This window comes from Pseudidiomarina gelatinasegens (genome assembly GCF_004025325.1).
Lineage (GTDB): Bacteria > Pseudomonadota > Gammaproteobacteria > Enterobacterales > Alteromonadaceae > Pseudidiomarina > Pseudidiomarina gelatinasegens.
On the sequence record NZ_RSFE01000002.1, the window covers coordinates 119,030 to 139,760 of the forward strand.

The following is a 20,731-nucleotide window of genomic DNA, read 5'->3' on the forward strand; positions in this document are numbered from 1 at the left end:
TCCGCGAGGTTAAAACTGAATCACATGGTCAGTTGCAGCTGCAGCCATCGAAAACTCACTGAGGCCGCCGTTTTGAAAGGGTGCCACAAGTTCATCGACATTCATGTTATACGTTGTTTCTGCAACGGTATTGCAAATAACGAGAGGGATGTTGTGCTCGTGTGCTAATGCCTGCCAAAGCGCTACGGTTTCGGTTTCGGCGGGTTGCTGTGCATGCATAACAGCGGCGCTATAAAAAAACACCATATCAATGTGATGGCCGGAAACAAGCGCAGCCTGCGCGTAGTGATACGCTAACAGGCTGCGACTTTGGGCCGGAACGCTTGCCGCAGGTGCGGCATGTAACGCAATAACTATCCGTGCCACAGCTTTACCTTTACTCGTCGCCGCCGAACGCAGTTAAAATATGCAGAAGGCTCACGAAAATATTATAAATCGAAACGTACAGGGTTACTGTCGCCAACACGTAGTTGCGCTCACCACCATGAATGATGGCGCTGGTTTGCATCAGAATGGCGCCTGCTGAAAACAAAATAAACAGGGCTGATAAGGTTAAGCTCAATGCCGGCACGTTCATAAAGATATTCGCAACGAAGGCAACCAACACCACAACGAACAACGCGGTCATCATGCCGCCCAGAAATGACATGTCTTTTTTGGTTGTTAACACATAGGCCGACAAGGCAAAAAAGGTTAATGCGGTGCCACCAAGTGCGGTCATAATGATTTGATCACCGGCCGGACCAATGGCACTGATTGAACCAAGAATTGGGCCTAAGGTGTATCCCATGAATCCGGTTAAGGCAAACACGGAGACCAAGCCTGCGGCACTGTTGGCGGTTTTATGCACGAGGAACAATAAGCCATAGAAACCGACCAGCGTAATGATGAAGCCTGGGTGAGGTAACCCCATGCTCGCAGCAATAAACGCGGTAAAGGCGCTAAAGGCTAGTGTTAAACCGAGTAACATGTAGGTGTTACGCAGAACTTTGTTAGTTTGTAAAACTGTTTCACCGCGCTGTGCGGTAGAAATGTGAGCTTGGTTACTCATGTAAATCTCCGTGTTGTTCTCAATGGCTTATTCTACGAACAAGTTAATCACCTAGAGTGTACCGTATAAATGGGTACCAAAGACAATGTTTTCAAGCGAAATTCATACCTGATTGTATAAAATGACAGCAAACGAACCATTTGGTTTAAATTTTTCCTTTACAAGCGTGTTTCAGCTCTTTATCATTCGCTTCGTCTTGAGGCACACACCTTACAGACCGCGGAGAGATGGCAGAGTTCGGTTTAATGCACCTGACTTGAAATCAGGCGTGGGTTCGCGCCCACCGGGGGTTCGAATCCCTCTCTCTCCGCCACATTCGAAAAGCCCGCTCTTTTGAGCGGGCTTTTTTCGTTTTGCGTCTGCTAGAATACCGAATCATGCAGTCAAGGAGGTTACATGCAGTTTTCAGAGATACTTAGCCAGATTACGCCAGCCGCGGAGCAGTTAATTCAACTGCCTGAAGGATGGGGGCAGGGCCGCGCATTATTCGGCGGTATTACTGCAGCCATTGCTTGGCAACATGCGCACTATGGTGCCAGTGCTGAGCAAGACCTTCGCGCATTTACGGTTTCCTTTGTTGCTCCTGTGCAACCCGGTGAAGCGACGTTGGCTCGGCGTATTCTTCGTGAAGGCAAAAACGTAACTCAGATAGCGGTTGAAATTCTTCAGGATAACGCCGTCGTGCTATCTGCGTTGGCGAGCTATGGGCGCTCACGCCCTTCCGCAGTGCAGGTGACCGACACACTTCAGGCAAATGTACCAAGCCGTGAACTTGGCGCTGAATTTCCTAAGGTCAGCATTCTACCCGAGTTTACTGAACACTATGATTACGCCGTTTCAGTTGGTGGCTTACCTTTTTCAGGTAATACGTCACGTGAATTCGGCGGTTGGATGCGCTATCGCAAAGAACAGCAGCCGATTACTATCGGGTTATTGTTAGGTTTAGTTGATGCGTGGCCACCGGCCGTATTACCACATTTGCAGCAACCAGCACCGGCGAGTTCATTAACGTGGACAATTGAGTTCCCAGAACCTCTGGATAATCAAAAGAGTACGCACGACTGGTGGCAGTATGTTGCGTATATAGATTATGCCGCACACGGATATGGCCATACGCATGCGCATATTTGGGATGATGAAGGCAAGTTAGTCGCCATAAGCCGACAAACCGTGACGGTGTTTGGTTAATCATTGATCACTTTGTAAGAAATTTAATGATCATACTGTAATTCGATGAATTTGTTATTGATTTTAGCTCACAAATAGGTCATACCTGAACTCACCTAGTGAATTCCTCGCTAGGAAATACCTCACAAGGAATGTGTCGTCATGACCGACTTTATCATTGCAATACCGAGCGATTTGTTGCGATCTGGGATGTACACAACATTAAGTTCGGGCAATAAAAAATACCGCGTAGTAGCGAGTGTTTCGACCATAAATGAATTACGAGATGAAGTGAAAAATCATCCGTTTGCAGCTGTTATTTTATCCAGTCGACTCGCAGGTGATGGGACAATTGAAAGTTGGCGAAGACTGCACCGAAGGTACAATGACTTGCAACTTATATTATGGGCGGAAAACTTCCAGGACGTACTCGATTTTCAATGCAATACGCACACAGTGGATGCGTTTTTGTTAGCGAATGCGAGTTATGAGGAATTTGAACGCGCTTGCGCGAATACAAGCCGAGGCCAAATGTACGTGGCCAGTGCTGTGGCTGAATATTTGGCTAAAAACCCACGGTCGCAAAACTTCAGGCGTTTAATGAAGTCTCTGAGTGACCGAGAGCTGCAAGTCACGCAAATGTTAGGCCGCGGAATTCGCGTGGTTGATATTGCGAAGCATCTAAATATCAGCAGTAAAACAGTAAATACCTTTCGATATCGAATATTTCAGAAGCTTGGTGTAGCGGGTGATGTTGAATTGACTCATCTTGCGATACAATCAGGGCTTGTTGAAATCGACCAATCGCAAAGGTATGACTGACTCCGTATTCAATGTTAAAGCATTTATCCAGCACCTGACCCATCAATCTGGCGTGTATCGCATGTACGATGGTGAGGGTGTTGTTATTTATGTGGGTAAGGCCAAAGACTTAAAAAAGCGCGTTAGCAGCTACTTTCGTAAAAATGTCGACAGCCCCAAAACCCAAACGCTGGTTAAGCAAATTGCCTCTATGGATGTCACGGTAACCAATACCGAAGCTGAAGCACTTATTCTAGAAAACAATTTTATTAAAAAATATCGGCCACGCTATAACGTTCTGCTGCGCGACGATAAGTCATACCCTTATATTTTTGTGAGCCATCATTCACACCCGCGTTTAGCATTTCACCGCGGTACGCGCCGCGAGAAAGGTGATTATTTTGGGCCGTTCCCAAGTGGCGTGGCGGTACGAGAGAGTCTGCGGCTCATGCAAAAGTTGTTTCCCGTGCGCCAATGCGAAGATTCGTACTACCGAGCCCGCAGCCGCCCGTGTTTGCAATATCAATTAAAGCGCTGTTTAGCCCCTTGCGTGGAAGGCTACTGCACAGACGGGGAATACCAAGAGCAAGTAGATTTAGCCAAGGCATTTTTGCAAGGCAAGAATCAACAAGTTATTGATCAGTTGGTTGCGCGCATGGAGCAGGCTAGCACCGTGCTGGATTTCGAGCGCGCCGCAAGGTTTCGCGATCAGATAGCGGCGATGCGCAAAGTGCAAGAACGCAATGCTGTTACCGGTAATCAACAAGAGCTTGATGTTATCGGGTTTGTACGTCGTGGTGGAATTGCCGCAGTGCATTTATTGTTTATTCGCGAAGGTGCGGTGCAAGGTAGCCGTAGCTACTTCCCAAAAGTGCCGCCGAATACCGAAGATTCTGAAATTTTGCTCGCGTTCATGCTGCAATTTTACTTGAATGACCAAGTTGGCCGGCGGTTACCGCGTGAAATTATTCTACCGGAAGCTAATGCGGCGCAGGTGCTCGATCCTGAACACGATTTACAGATTCTTGAGCAAGCGCTCGCACAGAATGTTCGCATGACCCATAGCGTGCGCGGTGAGCGAAAGCAATATCAAGTGCTGGCACAAAAGAACGCGCTCAATGCGATAGAAAGCAAATTAAATCAAGAAAACACGATGGTTCTGCGACTACAACAGCTGGAGCAGGTATTGGATCTTGAGCAGCCCGTGCAACGCATGGAGTGTTTCGATATTAGCCACACCATGGGTCAAGAGACTGTTGCTTCGTGTGTGGTATTCGACCGGCAGGGGCCGAAAAAAGCAGATTACCGCCGTTTTAATATCAAGGGTATTACACCGGGCGATGACTACGCAGCCATGGCTCAGGCTTTACAGCGACGGTTCGACGCTGCACTCTTAAGTGAAGAAGGGAAGGCCGCGATACCCGATATTTTATTTATTGATGGCGGCAAAGGTCAGCTGGCGCAAGCAGAAGCTTATTTTAATGATTGGGGCGATGAGCAAGGTGTGCGGCCACCATTACTTATTGGTGTTGCTAAAGGCGAGTCACGCAAACCTGGGCTAGAAACACTGATTTTGGCGGGCAGTCACGCAACAGTTCCATTAGCGGGCGATGCGCCTGCATTGCACTTAGTTCAGCATATTCGCGACGAATCGCATCGTTTCGCTATTACCGGCCACCGCCAACGTCGGGCAAAAGTTCGCCGATCATCAAAACTCGAAGATATTCCGGGAATTGGTGCTAAGCGACGACAAAAAATATTGCAAAATCTAGGTGGATTACAGGAAGTAAAACAGGCTAGTATTGAGCAACTTACTGCAGTACCAGGAATTAGTCGCGAACTAGCAGAAATTATCTACCATGCATTTCGTGATGAATAGAGGACAATAGCGCTGATGTGGAATATTCCTAACATCTTGACCAGCTTCCGGATTTTATTGATTCCGGTGTTTCTGATTATCTATTATTTACCAGGCCAAGATGCCCATTTTTGGGCTGCTTTTGTGTTTGCCGTGGCTGGATTTACGGATGCACTTGATGGTTGGGTAGCTCGGAAGTTTAATCAATTCACCAAGTTCGGTGCATTTTTAGACCCAGTTGCCGATAAAGTAATGGTTGCAGCCTCACTGGTAGTTGTTGTTGAGCACTATGCAACTTGGTGGATAAGTATACCTGCACTAACAATTATCAGTCGTGAACTGGTTATTTCAGCATTGCGTGAATGGATGGCGCAGATTGGCCGACACGACCAGGTTAAAGTATCAAATTTAGGTAAATACAAAACGATTGCACAAATGGTCGCCATTGGTGGCTTGATTTGGGAAGCCAACACTTTTGTTATCGTAACGGCAACAGTATTGCTCTATGCCGCTTTTGTTCTAACACTGTGGTCAATGGGTGAATATTTGCGCGCTGCATGGTCAGATTTAAGCCAAGTGGATTAAAAATAGGCAAACAGACGTGTTCAGGCGAAAAAGTCGTTGACCTTGCCGAAATAGACAGTAGAATGCGTCAGCACTGGATGCGGGAATAGCTCAGTGGTAGAGCACAACCTTGCCAAGGTTGGGGTCGCGAGTTCGAATCTCGTTTCCCGCTCCAAACTCAATGGCGGGTTGGCAGAATGGCTATGCAGCGGATTGCAAATCCGTGGATCTCGGTTCGACTCCGGGACCCGCCTCCATTGAGAGACCTCAGGTAATACAGTATGTGCCCGGGTGGTGAAATTGGTAGACACAAGGGATTTAAAATCCCTCGCTGGTAACAGCGTGCCGGTTCAAGTCCGGCCCCGGGCACCACTTCCTCTGCAATTTATTTTTTATTGACGCTTGTCAAACATCTAAACCACCCATATCTTTACTACATCATGCAAACAGATTCGGTTTAGCCGTGGCTTTGTTACGTTTTGGGATTGTTACAGTCATATTTTCCTTGCTGTGGTTGGCGCCACGGGCAGAGATTAATGCTGTTGACGGTTACCATCTGGAACAAACCGCCGTTGAGTTGAATGTATCATCCGAGCGAAATCTGCTGGATGAGCCTGATTATGCGTTATTAACACACACGAACCCGCTCCAAAGTACTTATTCATACCAACCTGAAATTGGTACTGCGGTTGCAGCCTTCAGTTATATTGTTTCGTCTAACCCGGCTAGAGCTCCACCAGTTCTGGATTGATTTAATTATTTTAAATAAAAAATTAATCAATCAGTATATTGAGGTGAGTTATGTCCGAATTCCACGCATTACATTGGGAATCATCCCCACACACGCACTTTTTGCCGTTACCCAAAGAGCAATTGAGTCAAAAGCGTTTAGATTGGCATCAAAGTGCACACCATATCGTTGATGAACTGCATGACAACGCATTGGTACTGTTAACACCACAGATGCCTGTACTGGAAGCTGAATCGATATTTAATGCCTCTGAACAGCGTTATGGTGTTGTTATAGACGAAAAGAGACAGGTTATTGGTGTGCTCATGGCCCGCGAGCTGCATGGTCGCCATAGTGGTGTAATTGCCAATTTACTGCAATTGCCATGGCATGAGCTAACTGTAGGGTACTTAATGCGGCCGATAGGTCAAATTCCGGTGTTAAACTCTCAACAAATCAGGGCTGCAAAAATTGGCGATATTGCTGCAACCATGCAGGCAGCAGGTTCTGATTTTATTGTGATTACAACCGATAGCCGTATTAGCGGTATCGTGGTTTCTCTTAAAATTATGGCGGTAACGGGTGAGTCCATTCGTTTATATCCGCGAGCAACAACTTTCGCTGAGGTTTTTAACGCGATCAAACATCCCGATAGTGTCGGAAATTAAAGCTTTTTTTTTACTAAAGCCCTCGCTAAATCCGAGGGCTTTTTATATGTTGTATTATAAGCTTGAACGATAAACGCAAACAAACAAGGCAGCGACTATGGAAGCAGCAGGGTGGATGGGAACATTATTAATACTGGCGCAATGGCTGGTTGCGCTTTTTGTATTGCTGCTAATTGTTGGGCTAGGCGCTGTTATCGCTATGTATGTGGTTGATAAACGCCAAACACGCCACACCATACGTCGAAATTTCCCAGTTATTGGGCGTTTTCGGTATATGTTTGAGCATCTTGGTGAGTTTTTCAGACAGTATTTCTACGCTATGGACCGCGAAGAAATGCCGTTTAATCGTTCGCAACGCAGTTGGGTGTATCGTGCTGCAAAAAACGCAGACCGAACTATTGCATTTGGTTCCACCCGCGATTTAACCAAAAACGGTACGATAATCTTTGCTAACAGCGCTTACCCACATCAAGAAGAAGAGAAAACGCATCCGGAACCGGTCACTATCGGCGCTGATTGTGAGCAACCTTATTCACCGACCAGTTATTTTCATATTTCAGGCATGAGTTATGGCGCATTATCACCCGTCGCTGTTACCGCGTTATCGAAAGGTGCAAAATTAGCGGGGTGTTGGTTAAACACCGGGGAAGGTGGATTGAGTCCGTACCATTTAGCTGGTGATTGCGACATCGTGTTTCAGATAGGTACCGCCAAGTATGGCGTACGAACTGGCTCCGGTGCATTGCACGAAGGTAAGCTTAGGCAACTGGCGAGTGATGATCGGATAAAAATGTTCGAAATTAAATTAAGTCAGGGTGCTAAGCCAGGTAAAGGCGGTATTCTGCCCGCCATTAAAGTAAATCAAGAAATCGCGGAAATTCGCGGTATACCCGTAGGCAAAGACTCGATATCACCCAACCGGCATCCGGAGATTAAAAATAACGAAGAACTTCTCGATTTCATTGAGCGTGTACGCACAATCACTGGGAAGCCAACGGGCATTAAATTTGTGATGGGTGAACCCAACTGGATTGACGAGCTCGTTGCCGCCATTAACGCACGCGGTCCAAGCAGTGCACCTGACTTTATTACGCTTGATAGTGCGGATGGTGGTACTGGTGCATCGCCGCAACCGCTCATGGACTACGTTGGATTAAAGCTGTCTGAAAGCTTACCCATACTGATTGATAAGCTTGCCGCCGGTGGTATCAAAGATCGTATTCGGGTTATCGCCTCAGGAAAAATGATAACCCCGGCTGACGTAGCTTGGGCATTGGCTATTGGTGCTGACTTCGTGGTTTCAGCGCGCGGCTTTATGTTCTCGCTTGGCTGCATTCAAGCGATGCAATGTAATAAAAACACCTGCCCAACAGGTGTAACAACGCATGACAAACGTCTGCAACAGGGCTTAGACCCTGCCGACAAGAGCGTTCGGGTTGCCAATTACCATAAATTTTTGGAATATGGTGTGAATATTATCGCCCATTCATGCGGTGTCTCTGATCCGCGCAAATTAAACCGCCGTCATGCGCGGGTGGTTACGCATACAGGTGACAGTGTTAGCTTGGCCGAACATTACCCGCCAATGAACTAGCTAAACGTGCTTCAAGCCATTTAACAAACGCAACAAGCGCAACAGGCTGCCGTTGCCGCTGTTTAAGTGTTAAGGCAACTGGCTCAGGCAGGGTTACTTGGTATTCGGTATGTTTGACATAGTCACGCAGTTGCGGGTGAGCAAGAAATAGTTGATCAATAAGCGTAATTTGGTCAGTACCCTGAATTAAGTCCACCGCAATATTGCTATTTCCGACCGGACGGGTTTTCAATTGCTTCGCCAAATGCGCCTGTGCTTTTTTAAAATGACGCCAGTAGGGGGCATTCACGTCAATTAACCAAGGTCGCGATGCTAAAGCTTTGTCACTTTGAGTAGGCGCAACCGGAACATACGTCGGCGTATAGAGGGCGACTTGTTTCAGAGCCTTGTCACGTAAATGGCCATAATGAATTGCCATATCGAGTTGTTCGTGCTGAAGTTGCGCGCAGATGTTTGCTCGCTCATTGGCGTCAGGAAAGAGCGGCACCGTGTTAAACTGGACTTGAATATGCGGATACAGTGCATAAAATTCCGCCAGTCGGCTTGATAACCACCAACGCAATAAACTCTCTGGAAGCGCAATCCGCAATGTTGTTAATTCACTGTCGCCAATATGGCGCGTGCGTTCAACGGTGCGATCAAGCTCCTTAAACAAGCGCAATAAATCAGGTGCTAATGCTTCACCTGCTGGGGTTAAAGCATGAACACGATTGTCGCGTTGAAATAGCCGTGTACCTAATTGCTCTTCTAACGCTTGGATTTGTCGCGTAATATTCGATTGTGATACGCCAAGCTGTTGTGCAGCTTGTTTAAATGAGTCGGCATGGGCCGCAAAGGCGAATACCCGTAATGCATTGAGTGAAGGTGATTTTTCGCTAGCCATCTGAATAACCTTGGTGCAAGTTTAATTAACTAAAAGTAAATCACAATGGAACATTTAGCAATCTATTGGGCAGAATTTTTAACTATCGCCACCTTGCACCTTCTTGCTGTAGCAAGCCCCGGGCCCGATTTCACGGTAACCACACGTTACAGTATCAGTTATGGCGGGAGGATTGGGCGTTGGGTTGCACTAGGAATTGGTACCGGAATACTGTTGCACGTTGCCTATTCCGTGCTGGGAGTGGCGTTAATTATTCACCGTTATACCTGGGTTTATGGACTGCTTCTTTTGGTTGGTGCCGGCTATTTGGGGTGGTTGGGTTGGCAAGCAGTTCGCGCCCAACCGCGCGGCCCGTTGCCAAACAATTCAAATGTACCAACGCACGGCATAACGGCACTTAAAGCGTTCCGGATTGGATTTCTAACGAATGGTTTAAACGTCAAAGCCACGCTTTTTTTCTTAGCCCTCTTCAGCACGGTGATTGCGCCTGCTACGCCAACGTCGGTAAAAGTTGGGTATGGCATTTACATGGCCATTGCAACGGGGCTGTGGTTCTCGTTTTTAGCCACACTAATCACCTGGCCACCGTTTTATCGTCGCATGTGGGCCGCTAGTCATTGGATAGATCGTGCGATGGGGCTGGCTTTGCTGCTATTGAGCGCGAAGCTAATTTACGACTGGCTGGTGCTTATCAAAGTTATCGCCCAGTGATAGGTAGTGGTATACTTTCGCCTAATGTTGCTATGAGAATCATTTAATCGAGAGAACTATGCAGTTATTTGTAAACGATTTGACCGTCATCGACTTCTCATACCTGTGCCCAGAGCGCGGAATGGTTGGTGAAAGTTGGATTGTTGATATTATTTTAGATGGCTCACTGAACGAGCAGTCTATGGTGCTTGATTTTGGCCGCGTTAAGAAGCAAATCAAGCGCATCATTGATAGCGCGGTTGACCATAAATTAGCGGTTCCTGCAGAGCATGAATACACTCAAGTGAGCCATCATGAAGATGGCAATAGCTACTGGGTGGACTTCATGCGGCCTAACAATCGCTCAATTCACCTATTTTGTCCCGCCGATGCATTCGCATTTATCGATGCGCAGCAGGTTACCATGGCAAGTATCACCGACTATTTAAGAGCGGTGATAAAACGTGAGCTGCCAGATAATGTGCAAGGGTTGGAATTACAGCTGCGCGCTGAGGAAATTCCCGGTGCGTTTTATCACTATACCCATGGCCTGAAAAAGCATGATGGTAATTGCCAACGCATTGCGCACGGCCATCGTTCACGTATTTATATTGCCCTCAATGATCAGCGTGACACCACGCTGGAACAATTTTGGGCGACGACTTGGCAGGATATTTACTTGGGATCAGAAGAAGATATCGTAGCGTTCGATGTGTTACAACTATCCGAACATAGCCAACAGCTCAGTCCTTCGACACACGTGGCGTACAGTTATACGGCGGATCAAGGTCTGTTCGAGTTGCTGGTTCCTACGGCGGAAAACTATACCATTCCAACAGACTCGACGGTCGAGTGCATTGCGACCTATTTGGCACAGAAGATTAAACATGAGCAGCCTGATGCTTCGGTGAAAGTCACCGGTTTTGAAGGCGTCGGCAAGGGAGCTATTGGTTATGCGTAAAATACTGGTGGCAATTCTAGCTATTGCAGCAACCGCTCAGGCTCATGAGCAACCTGTTACACCTGACATTGATATCCGAGGGGCATTAACCTCGGGCACTCTGCTAATTGGTGATGTGCATTCTGCAGAACGGGTTGAACTCAACGGCGAACCGCTGCGCATGACTCCTGAGGGGCAGGTGGTGTTTGGCTTTGGTCGCGATCAGCATGGTGCGCAAGAGCTAACCCTATTTGACCATCATGGGCGCAAATTCAAGAAAACGCTTCAGATAAAACCGCGCCAGTACAAGATTGATCGTGTTGATGGTGTGCCGCAACAAACAGTTACCCCTGATCCTGAACAGCAACAACGCGCTAAACGCGAAGCTGCACAGGTGTGGACTGCTCGTAATAACGCGCTAAGTGATCGCACCGACTTTTTAGCGCAGGTGAAAATGCCCGCACAAGGCCGAATTAGTGGGGTGTATGGTAGCCAACGTATTTTTAATGGCACACCGCGTAACCCACATTTTGGCCTCGATATTGCCGCGCCGACAGGTAGCCCAGTGTTAGCTCCCTGGTCAGGTAAGGTGATTCTAGCCGAGAATGATTTGTTTTATTCCGGTGGCACCTTGATTATCGATCATGGGTATGGTGTTACCAGCACTTATATCCATCTACACAAATTGCATGCAGCCGTTGGTGATGAAGTCGCGCAAGGTCAAAAAATTGCCGAAATTGGTGCCACCGGTCGTGTAACAGGGCCTCACCTTGACTGGCGCATTAACTGGCGCCATGAGCGGTTAGACCCAGCCTTGGTTATCGAACATTTTTCTGCAACCGCAACCAGCCCTGTACCTGCTGCGGATCGCTAACGCTTAGCAGATAGCTAGTAGGTTTCGGGGCGTGCCAGGTAAGTTGTAGCGTTATCAGCTCATCGCGTCGAAAGGCGTGCACGGTGACTTCATCACCGGGCCGATAGCGCTCGAAAATTTCTTTAATATTGCTATCCGTTATCTGTAAGTTGTCGATAGCAATAATCCGATCTGTAGCACTTAGCCCACACTCTTGTGCCGCTTCACCAGCGAATACAACTAATAATTCCAGTCCGTTGTTGGATGCCTTATATTTGGCACCTAAAGCGACAGGCAATCGTGCTGTGGCGGGTTTACCGCCAAAACTGTTGTCATCCGCACTTTGGTCTTTTTTCACCGTAACACCAAACTTAGCGAGTAACTCAATGGTGGGGAGTGGCTGTGTGGTATACAGTGCCTGCTGCAAAAAGCCTGAAACATCAATACCATAGGTTGCTTGAATGAATGTTTGTACCGTGTCGTCGTCAGTACCTTCTAAGGTTTTACCGTAGCGGTGCCACAAGTCATGCATGACTTGCGCAAGGGTAACCCTATGATCTGACTCTAAGCGCAAGGTTAAATCCAAACATAACGCAATAAGCGCGCCTTTAGCATAGTAGCTGACAATGCTGTTCGGTGAGTTTTCATCTTGTTTATAAAACTTTGTCCAGGCATGAAAACTTGATTCTGTAACCGTTTGCCGGTCAATACCAGCACCTCGCTGCACACGGGCCATAGTTTCACCAATCAGCGTTAAATAAGCACCTGAATCGATTAACCCGGATTGATGCAACACATAGTCGTCATAATAAGAGGTAACGCCCTCATAGAACCACAGCTGCTCGGTGTAATGCTCTTGATCCAATTGATAAGGGATAAAGGTTTTTGGTTTCAGCGTTTTGATATTCCAGCTGTGGAAGTATTCATGGCTGCATAGGCTAAGAAAGGTACGGTAGTCATTGTCGTTACCTTGTTTTCCCGGTAAGACTAAATCTTTGCGGCTGCAAACGAGCGCTGTTGAGTTGCGATGCTCAAGCCCACCAAACCCTTTACCGACAACCATGGTTAAAAATAGATAGTCTTTAAATGGCGGTTCGTGGCCAAATAATTCGATTTGGTATTCGCAGATAGCGGCAAGGTCGCGACAGATACGATCGACATCGCCGTAATGGCGGCCAGCGAATACCAACGCATGCTTGACGCCGCCTGCGATAAACTCATGGATGTCCAGTGGCCCCATCAACACCGGGTAATCAATGAGTGACTCATAACTATCCACACGAAATTCGCCTGGACCGAATCGATGGCCCTGGTCGCGTTGCATGCCTGTCGCTACGTGCCAACCTTCGTGTGCTTCGACGGTTACGCGACAGGCTTCGTGAGTTCGCTCAGCCACGGCCATACATAAACTTGAATGGTTGAAAAATCCCCAAAACTGGTCGAGGTAGGCGCTGCGCACACTCAAATCAAAGGCATAAACTTCGTAGCTAATAAGCAACATGCCAACTTCAGGTGCGTCAATTTGCCAGGTTTGCTTGTCGCAATGGTTCACCTTTAATGCAGTACCTTGCTGCTCAGCGCGAAGATCGCTGATGTTTTTAGCAAAGTCACGAATCATATAACTACCGGGAATCCAAGCAGGCAAACTCAACTTAACGAAGTCTTGCGGTTTTGTAATTGGAATCTCAATGGCGACAGCAAAGATGTGAGCATTAGCATTTTTGACGCGAATTCGGTAGTGAAGCATAAGGTTCCTCGTGCAGCGACGATGCGGGGGATTATTCGCCCTAGTATTAGCGTTTGTTAAATATCTTAGCATGCGTTGGTCGCGCTATATAGCTATTCAATTGCGATGAAGAGCGATATTTGCAGCCGTTAACGCGGTATACTAACAGCAATGATTTAACCTCAATTGAGGCTTTATGTTGAACAATTGGAAAACACTTCTTGATGATCGCAATCGTTTCTTCTGGGTGCTACAGGCAGCTGGTTGGAGTGGTTATGCATTAGTGCATTATATCGGCTCGTTGATGCACGAAATGCGTGATATTTACGCGTTAATTCTGTTACTCGGCGCGTATGCGGGCTTTCTATTAACTGTTCCGTTGCGTTATTTGTACCGCCGCATCTGGGACGCAAGCCCGTGGTTGTTGATTATTGTGGTGTTGGCCGCAAGTTATGTGTCGGCGGCGCTATGGGCTGTAGTTGATAACGCAACCTATTGGGAAATTTATAAGTTTGGATTTAGTCCGGACAGTAATTGGTTTTATTTTAAAAATACCATTGCCAAGTTCTACATCATGCTGAGTTGGAGCGGGCTTTATTTTGGAATTAAATATTACCAAATGCTGCAAGACGAAAAAGAGAAAGCCTTGATGGCAACGTCGATGGCCCATCAAGCTCAATTAAAAATGTTGCGTTACCAACTCAACCCGCATTTCTTATTCAATACTTTAAATGCAATTTCAACGCTTATCTTGGTGAAAGAAAATGAGCTTGCTAACCGGATGATGTCCAAGTTGAGCTTGTTTTTACGCTTTAGCCTTGATAATGAACCGATTAAAAAAATCCCCTTAGAACGCGAACTGGATGCGCTGCGACTTTACTTAGATATTGAGAAAGTGAGGTTTGATGAACGCCTGCAGGTGAATTTTGAGATTGATGAGGATGTTCAAAAAGCACTGGTTCCCAGCTTATTTCTGCAACCCTTAATTGAAAACTCAATCAAGTACGCCATTGCAAAATTAGAAGAGGGCGGTGAAATTACCATTCGCGCACAGCGCTTCAGCGAAGACTTGTTAATTACCGTGGCAGACAACGGCCCAGGCTGCACCAAGCCGCTCGAAACCTTGACTAAAGCTGGTGGAGTGGGGCTTGCTAATACACGAGAACGATTACAGGCCTTGTATGGAAAGAACTACTCATTTACATTAACAGCTAACAAGCCACGTGGTTTTCGTATTGAAATTCGCATTCCGTTAGAGCAGGTAGAGCAGGCATGACGCATAAAATTCGTACTCTTGTTGTTGATGATGAATCATTAGCCCGTCGGGGGTTGGTGGTGCGACTGCAAGAATTTGAAAATATTGAATTATTGCAAGAGTGCCCAAGTGCTCGTGAAGCTTTGGCGATAATAGGTAAAGAGCAACCGGATTTAGTCTTCCTTGATATTCAGATGCCAGGCATGAACGGCTTCGAGCTACTTCGCGAAGTACAAGCCCATGGCTATAAAATGCCGCTTATCGTGTTTGTGACGGCGTACGATCAATATGCTATTAAGGCGTTTGAAGTACGTGCCATTGACTACCTACTAAAACCCGTAGACAACGAGCGTTTGGCGCAAAGCATTCAGCGTATTGAAAAAAGTTTAGCGGCCCGTGAACAAAAAGTTCAGCAAGACCGTATTTTAAACTTACTCGCCGATGCGACCGGTGAAGACTGCGAAGATATCTTAAAACGCTTAGCCAGTGGCGAAGATGTTGGGGTGGCACGTTATCCTGAACATATCGCGATTAAAGAAAGTGGTGAAATAACCCGCGTAGCGATAAATTCGATAGAGTGGGTTGATGCGGCTGGCGATTACATGTGTATTCATGCAAGTAATGAAACGCATATTTTGCGGCGTACCATGAAAGAGCTTGAAGAAGAGTTAAACCCTCAGCGTTTTCAACGTATTCATCGCTCGGCAATTGTTAATATGGAGCATGTTGAAAAGCTTTGTAGTCGCCAAAACGGCGAATACCACATTATCTTACGCAATGGTAAAGAGTTAAAAGTTAGCCGCAGTTACAAAGATCGCATCAAGAAGTTAATTCTAAACTCTTAACGGAGCGAACTTATGCGCTACGCAGTTATGCTAGTCGCTGTAACTTTAGTCTTGTTGTTGAGTGCCTGCTCAAGCCAGCTCGGTTATCGCTTTGCCGATACCTTGGTTGAGTGGAAACTCGATGACTACGTTGAGCTCAACGAACAACAAGAACAGCGCGTTGATACCGCGATAACATCCCTTCATTATTGGCATGCGACTTCTGAATTACCTTTTTACGCCGAACAGCTGCAACAGTTGCGTGATCAAGTGGCCAATAAACAGCTTGATGAGGCCAACTTAATTGCTGTTTATGAGCAGGTGTTTGTGGCTTGGCAACGTATGCTTAACGGTTTGCGACCTTACGCATTAGAATTGTTACCTGATCTTACTGATGCACAAGTAAAGCAGTTAATGCAAAAGTTAAACGAACGCCAGCAAGAAGAACGTGACGAGCTTGCTGAGTACGATGACTCAGCGCTTGTTCAGCGGACTCGGAAGCGGGCAGAGAAGAATGCACGGAGTTGGTTAGGCCAGCTTACCCCGTTGCAAGAAAGGCTGATTCGTAGTTGGGTTACAGAACGCATACCAACCAGAGCGTTATGGTTGGATTATAACGAAAAGTGGCAGTCGACGTTTCAGGAAACATTGATGATTCGTCACGATACAGAGCGATTTACTTCCCAACTCGATATGCTCATGTTTGAACCGCAACAGTTACGTTCAGAACAACTGAGCGAAAGCATACAAACCAATCAAGATGCGACGCTTTCGCTTATATTAAAGCTTGAACAGTCGTTAACTGACCGCCAGCGTCGCCGGGTATTGGCGAAGCTGGACGGATATATTGAAGATATGCGGGAACTCGCTGAACATTTTCGCCAGCAAGGGCCGGCGAATTAACTTTTTTATTTTACTTCAATAATTTTACAGGTATTGGTAGAACCGACGGTTTCCATCACGTCACCGTGGGTAAGAATAACCAAATCGCCCGGCACTACATGACCGCGTAATTTAATTTCATTCACCGCATCATGCACAAGTTGCTGCGGCTCACTTTTAGTTGAATCAAAAGCGATAGGGTAGACACCACGATACAACGCGCAGCGAGCGCGGCTTTCATCATGTCGCGATAACGAAAATATTGGCAGATTGGTATTGATACGCGACATAAGTTTGGCCGTAGAGCCTGACTCAGTTAACGCAATGATAGCCTTCACGCCAGCCAAGTGGGTTGCTGCGTACATTGCTGAAATAGCGGTTGCTTCCTGGATTGAAGTAAAGGTTTCATCTAAATCATGTTTATCAATCGTCACGCTTGGATGAGTTTCAGCACCCAAACAGATTTCGGCCATCGCTTTAACCGTGGCAACAGGGTATTTACCGGCGGCAGTTTCTGCTGAGAGCATCACTGCATCTGTACCGTCAAGCACCGCATTGGCAACATCCATGACTTCTGCACGTGTTGGCATCGGGCTCTCAATCATCGACTCCATCATTTGTGTGGCGGTAATCACAACTTTGTTGCATTGGCGCGCGCGTTCGATGATTCGTTTTTGCTTACCGACCAACTGGGCATCACCAATTTCCACACCTAAATCGCCACGCGCAACCATAACCGCATCGGATGCACGAATGATGTCGTCCAATGCAGCGTCGGTGGCAACAGCTTCTGCACGTTCAATTTTGGCACAAATCAAGCCACGCCCGTTGGCAGCTCGAAGTAGCCGGCGCGCCTCATGAATGTCAGCACTGCTGCGAGGAAAACTCACGGCCAGGTAATCAACGCCAATTTCAGCCGCAGTAACAATGTCTTGATAATCTTTTTCAGTTAAAGCCGCCGCAGAAAGGCCACCACCGAGCCGATTGATACCTTTATTATTCGATAATTTACCGCCAACTGTTACGGTTGTTGTGATTTGTGCACCGCTCACATCTTCAACTTGCAACCGCACGCGACCATCATCAAGTAACAGGATATCGCCTTCGTTGACGTCTTGGGGTAACTCTTTGTAGTCAATGCCGACACGTTGTTGATTGCCTGCATTGGTTTCAAGTTCTGCATCAAGCACAAACACATCACCAACATCAAGGGTTACGGCGCCACTTTCAAATTTTGCGACTCGAATTTTTGGCCCCTGTAGATCACCGAGCACGGCAACATGAATGCCCAGTCGCTGCGCTATTTCGCGAACTTCACGCGCCCGGCGTTCATGATCGGCTGCAACGCCATGCGAAAAATTAAGTCGAACAACATTTGCGCCTGCTTTAATGAGTGCCTCAAGTACTTGTGGGTCATCAGTTGCAGGGCCGAGTGTGGTAACGATTTTGGTGCGCCGTAACATATTTATACTCCTGTTGTTTTGTCCAAAATTATACCATGCCTGAACAGGAGTTACATAGATTCTGGCGCTCGTGGGAGTATTTCAGTACAATACCCGCCTGATTTAATGCAACCGTCAAATTCACGTAACATAAAGGTAACCACATGAGTGATCAGCAACAGGATCTGACCTTAGCTAGTTGGCAGGAGCGCCAAGAATATGCCGAAATGATGCAGCCAATTATTGGCCGTCTGTACCGTAACTACGGTGTTGAAATTTTGGTGTATGGTCGTTCACTACTTAATGTCGATACAATTAACATCATCAAGGCGCATCGTTTGATTCGTCGTCATGAAGGTGTGAAGTTGCGCTTACGTGAAAGCTTTCCGTTTATTGAAGCCTTAAGCAAAATGAAGCTTGCGCCTGCGCGTGTTGACTTAGGTAAACTTGCGTTTAACTACTTGCACAAAGATGCGGGCAAGGGCGACAGCATTGAAACGTATTTGAAGCGCGAGCTGATCGACATTGTTGATAAAGCAGATGAAATTGCAGCTCAAGACGTGGTTCTCTATGGCTTCGGGCGTATTGGCCGCTTGTTAGCGCGATTGTTAATTGAGCGTAACGGCAGCAACAACAAAATGCGTTTACGTGCCATTGTGGTGCGCGGCGGGCGTAATGGCGACCTTGAAAAACGTGCCAGCTTGTTGCGTCGTGATTCAATTCATGGTCCATTCAATGGTTCAATTACGGTTGACCACGAAAACAGCGCAATTAAAGCCAATGGCACCAGTATCAAAGTGATTTACTCTGATGGGCCAGACCAGGTCGATTACACGCAGTACGGTATTAATGACGCGATTATCATTGATAACACGGGTATTTGGAGCGATGAAGCAGGGCTTAGCTTGCACCTAAAATCAAAAGGTGTGAAGAAAGTTCTTCTTACTGCTCCAGCCAAGGGCGACATTAAAAACGTGGTGTTTGGTGTGAATCAGGCAGACATCAAGGCTGAAGATTTAATTATCAGTGCGGCAAGCTGCACCACCAACGCGATTACCCCGGTATTGAAAATCATCAATGACCAATATGGTATCCGTAATGGTCACGTTGAAACGGTGCATTCCTACACCAATGACCAAAACTTAATTGATAATTACCATAAAGCTGACCGTCGCGGTCGCTCAGCTCCGTTGAATATGGTGTTAACCTCGACCGGTGCAGCGAAAGCGGTTGCTAAGGCGTTGCCTGAGCTTGCGGGTAAACTAACTGGCAATGCCATTCGTGTACCAACGCCGAACGTGTCTATGGCGATTATGAATCTAAACCTCAATAAGCAAACCAATAAAGAAGAGCTCAATGCTTTTTTACGTGATCAGGCGCTGCATTCGGAATTACAAGCGCAAATTGATTACACGGCATCAACCGAAATTGTCTCTACCGACCTCGTTGGTTCGCGTTATGCGGGTGTGGTTGACTCACAAGCAACTATCGTTGACGAAGATCGTGCGGTTCTATACGTTTGGTATGACAACGAATTTGGCTATAGCTGTCAGGTGGTACGTGTCGCTGAACAGATGGCAGGGCAGCAGTTGCTGAACTTACCAAAATAAAATAGTGTTATCAAAAGCGCCTTTTAGGGGCGCTTTTGTTTTTTCAGGAATAGGGGAATTCATGTTTATAACTGCGCAATTTGATAGCGGCAATATTGAAGTTATCGAGGCCAATGAGGCCAGTTCAATCCAATTAGCCATTCGCCAAGACAACCAGTCTGATTTTTATCAGTGGTTTCATTTTAAACTGTACGGTGAACCGGGCGTTGAACACGTTATGCATATCACTAATGCTGGTCAGTCTGCGTATCCTGACGGGTGGAAAGACTATTCAGCATTAGCGTCGTATGATCGCGAAAACTGGTTCCGCGTGCCGACCGAATATAACGGTAAAGAGCTAGTGATTCGTCATACGCCCGACCAAGAAAGTGTTTATTACGCTTACTTCACGCCGTATTCATACGAGCGGCATCAAGACCTGATTCAGTGGGCACAGCAATCGATCGAATGCCAACATGTGTTGCTCGGCCCAACCTTAGACGGCCGTGACATGAACTTGCTAGTAATTGGTGAGCCTGCAGATCACAAAGCCAAAATTTGGGTTACCGCGCGGCAACATCCGGGCGAAACCATGGCAGAGTGGTTTATGGAAGGCTTTCTGAGCCGGTTGTTGGATGATGAAGATGCAGCGGCACGTAAGTTATTAGAGAATAACGTGTTCTATGTGGTACCGAACATGAACCCTGATGGCAGCGTGCGCGGGCATTTGCGTACCAACGCCGTTGGCGTGAACTTAAACCGTGAATGGGCCGAACCGTCACTGGAGAAAAGCCCGGAAGTATTCTACGTACTGAATGCAATGCAAGAAACTGGCGTTGACTTCTACCTTGATGTGCATGGCGATGAAGCGCTGCCATATAATTTTGTAGCCGGCTGCGAAGGCGTACCAAGCTACAACGATCGCACGCATGCACTCGGTGAAAAATTTAAGCAGGTATTACTGTCTATCACGCCAGAGTTTCAGGTTGAATACGGTTACGACGTTGATAAACCAGGTGAAGCCAACCTGACGGTTGCAAGTAACGCAGTTAGCGAGCGTTTCAACTGTTTAGCATTTACTTTAGAGATGCCGTTTAAAGATAATGCAAACTTGCCGGATGCCGACTTCGGTTGGTCAGCGAATCGTAGCCAGCAATTCGGTGCTGATGTGGTCAGTGCTATCTACGCTATCGGAAATAACTTGCGCGACTAAG

Annotated in this window: 20 protein-coding genes and 4 tRNA genes; 19 read left to right on the forward strand and 5 right to left on the reverse strand. The window is 46.9% G+C overall.

The genetic code is table 11. The features are described from left to right. Positions 1-9: 9 nt before the first annotated feature. A complete protein-coding gene (locus tag EGC76_RS02795) occupies positions 10-366 on the reverse strand; it encodes a DsrE family protein (protein ID WP_164876782.1) in 357 nt (118 codons plus the stop codon). A gap of 10 nt (positions 367-376) precedes the next feature. Then, positions 377-1,051, reverse strand: coding sequence for a Bax inhibitor-1/YccA family protein (locus tag EGC76_RS02800; RefSeq protein ID WP_128351503.1), 675 nt, complete (start codon positions 1,049-1,051; stop codon positions 377-379). Between the two features lie 221 nt (positions 1,052-1,272). Here EGC76_RS02800 and EGC76_RS02805 point away from each other — a divergent pair. The 11 genes from EGC76_RS02805 (at position 1,273) to EGC76_RS02855 (ending at position 8,433) form a co-directional block, all read left to right on the forward strand. After that, positions 1,273-1,364: transfer RNA gene (locus EGC76_RS02805), tRNA-Ser, on the forward strand. An 83-nt stretch (positions 1,365-1,447) separates the two neighbouring features. Next, a complete protein-coding gene (locus EGC76_RS02810) occupies positions 1,448-2,239 on the forward strand; it encodes a thioesterase family protein (protein WP_128351504.1) in 792 nt (263 codons plus the stop codon). Between the two features lie 141 nt (positions 2,240-2,380). Further along, complete coding sequence (locus EGC76_RS02815) at positions 2,381-3,040, forward strand: LuxR C-terminal-related transcriptional regulator (RefSeq protein WP_128351505.1); 660 nt, start codon at positions 2,381-2,383, stop codon at positions 3,038-3,040. After that, positions 3,033-4,898, forward strand: coding sequence for an excinuclease ABC subunit UvrC (gene uvrC / locus EGC76_RS02820; RefSeq protein WP_128351506.1), 1,866 nt, complete (start codon positions 3,033-3,035; stop codon positions 4,896-4,898). The genes EGC76_RS02815 and uvrC overlap by 8 nt, the downstream gene beginning before the upstream one ends. A 15-nt stretch (positions 4,899-4,913) precedes the next feature. Further along, positions 4,914-5,462, forward strand: coding sequence for a CDP-diacylglycerol--glycerol-3-phosphate 3-phosphatidyltransferase (pgsA, locus tag EGC76_RS02825; protein WP_128351507.1), 549 nt, complete (start codon positions 4,914-4,916; stop codon positions 5,460-5,462). Between the two features lie 79 nt (positions 5,463-5,541). Then, positions 5,542-5,616: transfer RNA gene (locus tag EGC76_RS02830), tRNA-Gly, on the forward strand. Positions 5,617-5,624: 8 nt separating this feature from the next. Then, positions 5,625-5,698 (forward strand) — tRNA-Cys (locus EGC76_RS02835). A 28-nt stretch (positions 5,699-5,726) separates the two neighbouring features. Further along, positions 5,727-5,813: transfer RNA gene (locus EGC76_RS02840), tRNA-Leu, on the forward strand. A gap of 91 nt (positions 5,814-5,904) precedes the next feature. Beyond that, positions 5,905-6,192: a hypothetical protein gene (locus tag EGC76_RS02845; protein WP_128351508.1), complete on the forward strand. Its 288-nt coding sequence runs from the start codon at positions 5,905-5,907 to the stop codon at positions 6,190-6,192. A gap of 50 nt (positions 6,193-6,242) precedes the next feature. Then, entirely contained in the window at positions 6,243-6,839 is a 597-nt protein-coding gene (locus EGC76_RS02850; RefSeq protein ID WP_128351509.1) for a CBS domain-containing protein, read from the forward strand. 97 nt (positions 6,840-6,936) lie between these two features. Then, positions 6,937-8,433: an FMN-binding glutamate synthase family protein gene (locus EGC76_RS02855; protein ID WP_246013881.1), complete on the forward strand. Its 1,497-nt coding sequence runs from the start codon at positions 6,937-6,939 to the stop codon at positions 8,431-8,433. Here the strand turns inward: EGC76_RS02855 and EGC76_RS02860 are convergent. Next, entirely contained in the window at positions 8,399-9,316 is a 918-nt protein-coding gene (locus EGC76_RS02860; protein WP_128351510.1) for a LysR family transcriptional regulator, read from the reverse strand. The two genes, EGC76_RS02855 and EGC76_RS02860, sit on opposite strands and share 35 nt — an antisense overlap. Positions 9,317-9,361: 45 nt before the next feature. On the opposite strand from EGC76_RS02860, the gene EGC76_RS02865 reads away from it, so the two are divergent. The 3 genes from EGC76_RS02865 to EGC76_RS02875 are packed head-to-tail and all read left to right on the forward strand — an operon-like array spanning position 9,362 to position 11,820. Then, a complete protein-coding gene (locus EGC76_RS02865; RefSeq protein ID WP_128351511.1) occupies positions 9,362-10,027 on the forward strand; it encodes a LysE family translocator in 666 nt (221 codons plus the stop codon). Positions 10,028-10,085: 58 nt separating this feature from the next. Next, complete coding sequence (locus EGC76_RS02870) at positions 10,086-10,967, forward strand: 6-carboxytetrahydropterin synthase (protein WP_128351512.1); 882 nt, start codon at positions 10,086-10,088, stop codon at positions 10,965-10,967. Next, on the forward strand, positions 10,960-11,820 hold the full coding sequence (locus tag EGC76_RS02875; protein ID WP_128351513.1) for a M23 family metallopeptidase: 861 nt from the start codon (positions 10,960-10,962) through the stop codon (positions 11,818-11,820). Before EGC76_RS02870 ends, EGC76_RS02875 begins: the two co-directional genes overlap by 8 nt. Here EGC76_RS02875 and EGC76_RS02880 read toward each other — a convergent pair. Next, complete coding sequence (locus EGC76_RS02880) at positions 11,765-13,546, reverse strand: M61 family metallopeptidase (protein ID WP_128351514.1); 1,782 nt, start codon at positions 13,544-13,546, stop codon at positions 11,765-11,767. The two genes, EGC76_RS02875 and EGC76_RS02880, sit on opposite strands and share 56 nt — an antisense overlap. A 175-nt stretch (positions 13,547-13,721) precedes the next feature. Here EGC76_RS02880 and EGC76_RS02885 point away from each other — a divergent pair, with 175 nt between their 5' ends. The 3 genes from EGC76_RS02885 to EGC76_RS02895 are packed head-to-tail and all read left to right on the forward strand — an operon-like array spanning position 13,722 to position 16,507. Then, positions 13,722-14,801, forward strand: a complete 1,080-nt coding sequence (locus tag EGC76_RS02885; RefSeq protein WP_128351515.1) for a sensor histidine kinase — start codon at positions 13,722-13,724, stop codon at positions 14,799-14,801. Continuing rightward, on the forward strand, positions 14,798-15,625 hold the full coding sequence (locus tag EGC76_RS02890; protein ID WP_128351516.1) for a LytR/AlgR family response regulator transcription factor: 828 nt from the start codon (positions 14,798-14,800) through the stop codon (positions 15,623-15,625). Before EGC76_RS02885 ends, EGC76_RS02890 begins: the two co-directional genes overlap by 4 nt. A gap of 12 nt (positions 15,626-15,637) precedes the next feature. Next, positions 15,638-16,507, forward strand: coding sequence for a DUF6279 family lipoprotein (locus EGC76_RS02895; protein ID WP_128351517.1), 870 nt, complete (start codon positions 15,638-15,640; stop codon positions 16,505-16,507). A 5-nt stretch (positions 16,508-16,512) separates the two neighbouring features. Here EGC76_RS02895 and pyk read toward each other — a convergent pair whose 3' ends face one another. Then, positions 16,513-17,949, reverse strand: a complete 1,437-nt coding sequence (gene pyk / locus EGC76_RS02900) for a pyruvate kinase (RefSeq protein WP_128351518.1) — start codon at positions 17,947-17,949, stop codon at positions 16,513-16,515. Between the two features lie 143 nt (positions 17,950-18,092). Between pyk and EGC76_RS02905 the strand changes: the two genes are divergently transcribed. Together EGC76_RS02905 and EGC76_RS02910 are read left to right on the forward strand one after the other, a co-directional pair. Next, on the forward strand, positions 18,093-19,538 hold the full coding sequence (locus EGC76_RS02905; RefSeq protein ID WP_128351519.1) for a glyceraldehyde-3-phosphate dehydrogenase: 1,446 nt from the start codon (positions 18,093-18,095) through the stop codon (positions 19,536-19,538). Positions 19,539-19,599: 61 nt separating this feature from the next. Continuing rightward, the gene (locus EGC76_RS02910) at positions 19,600-20,730 is read left to right on the forward strand and encodes a M14 family metallopeptidase (RefSeq protein WP_128351520.1); all 1,131 of its coding nucleotides are present in this window, start codon (positions 19,600-19,602) and stop codon (positions 20,728-20,730) included. Position 20,731: the final 1 nt, after the last annotated feature.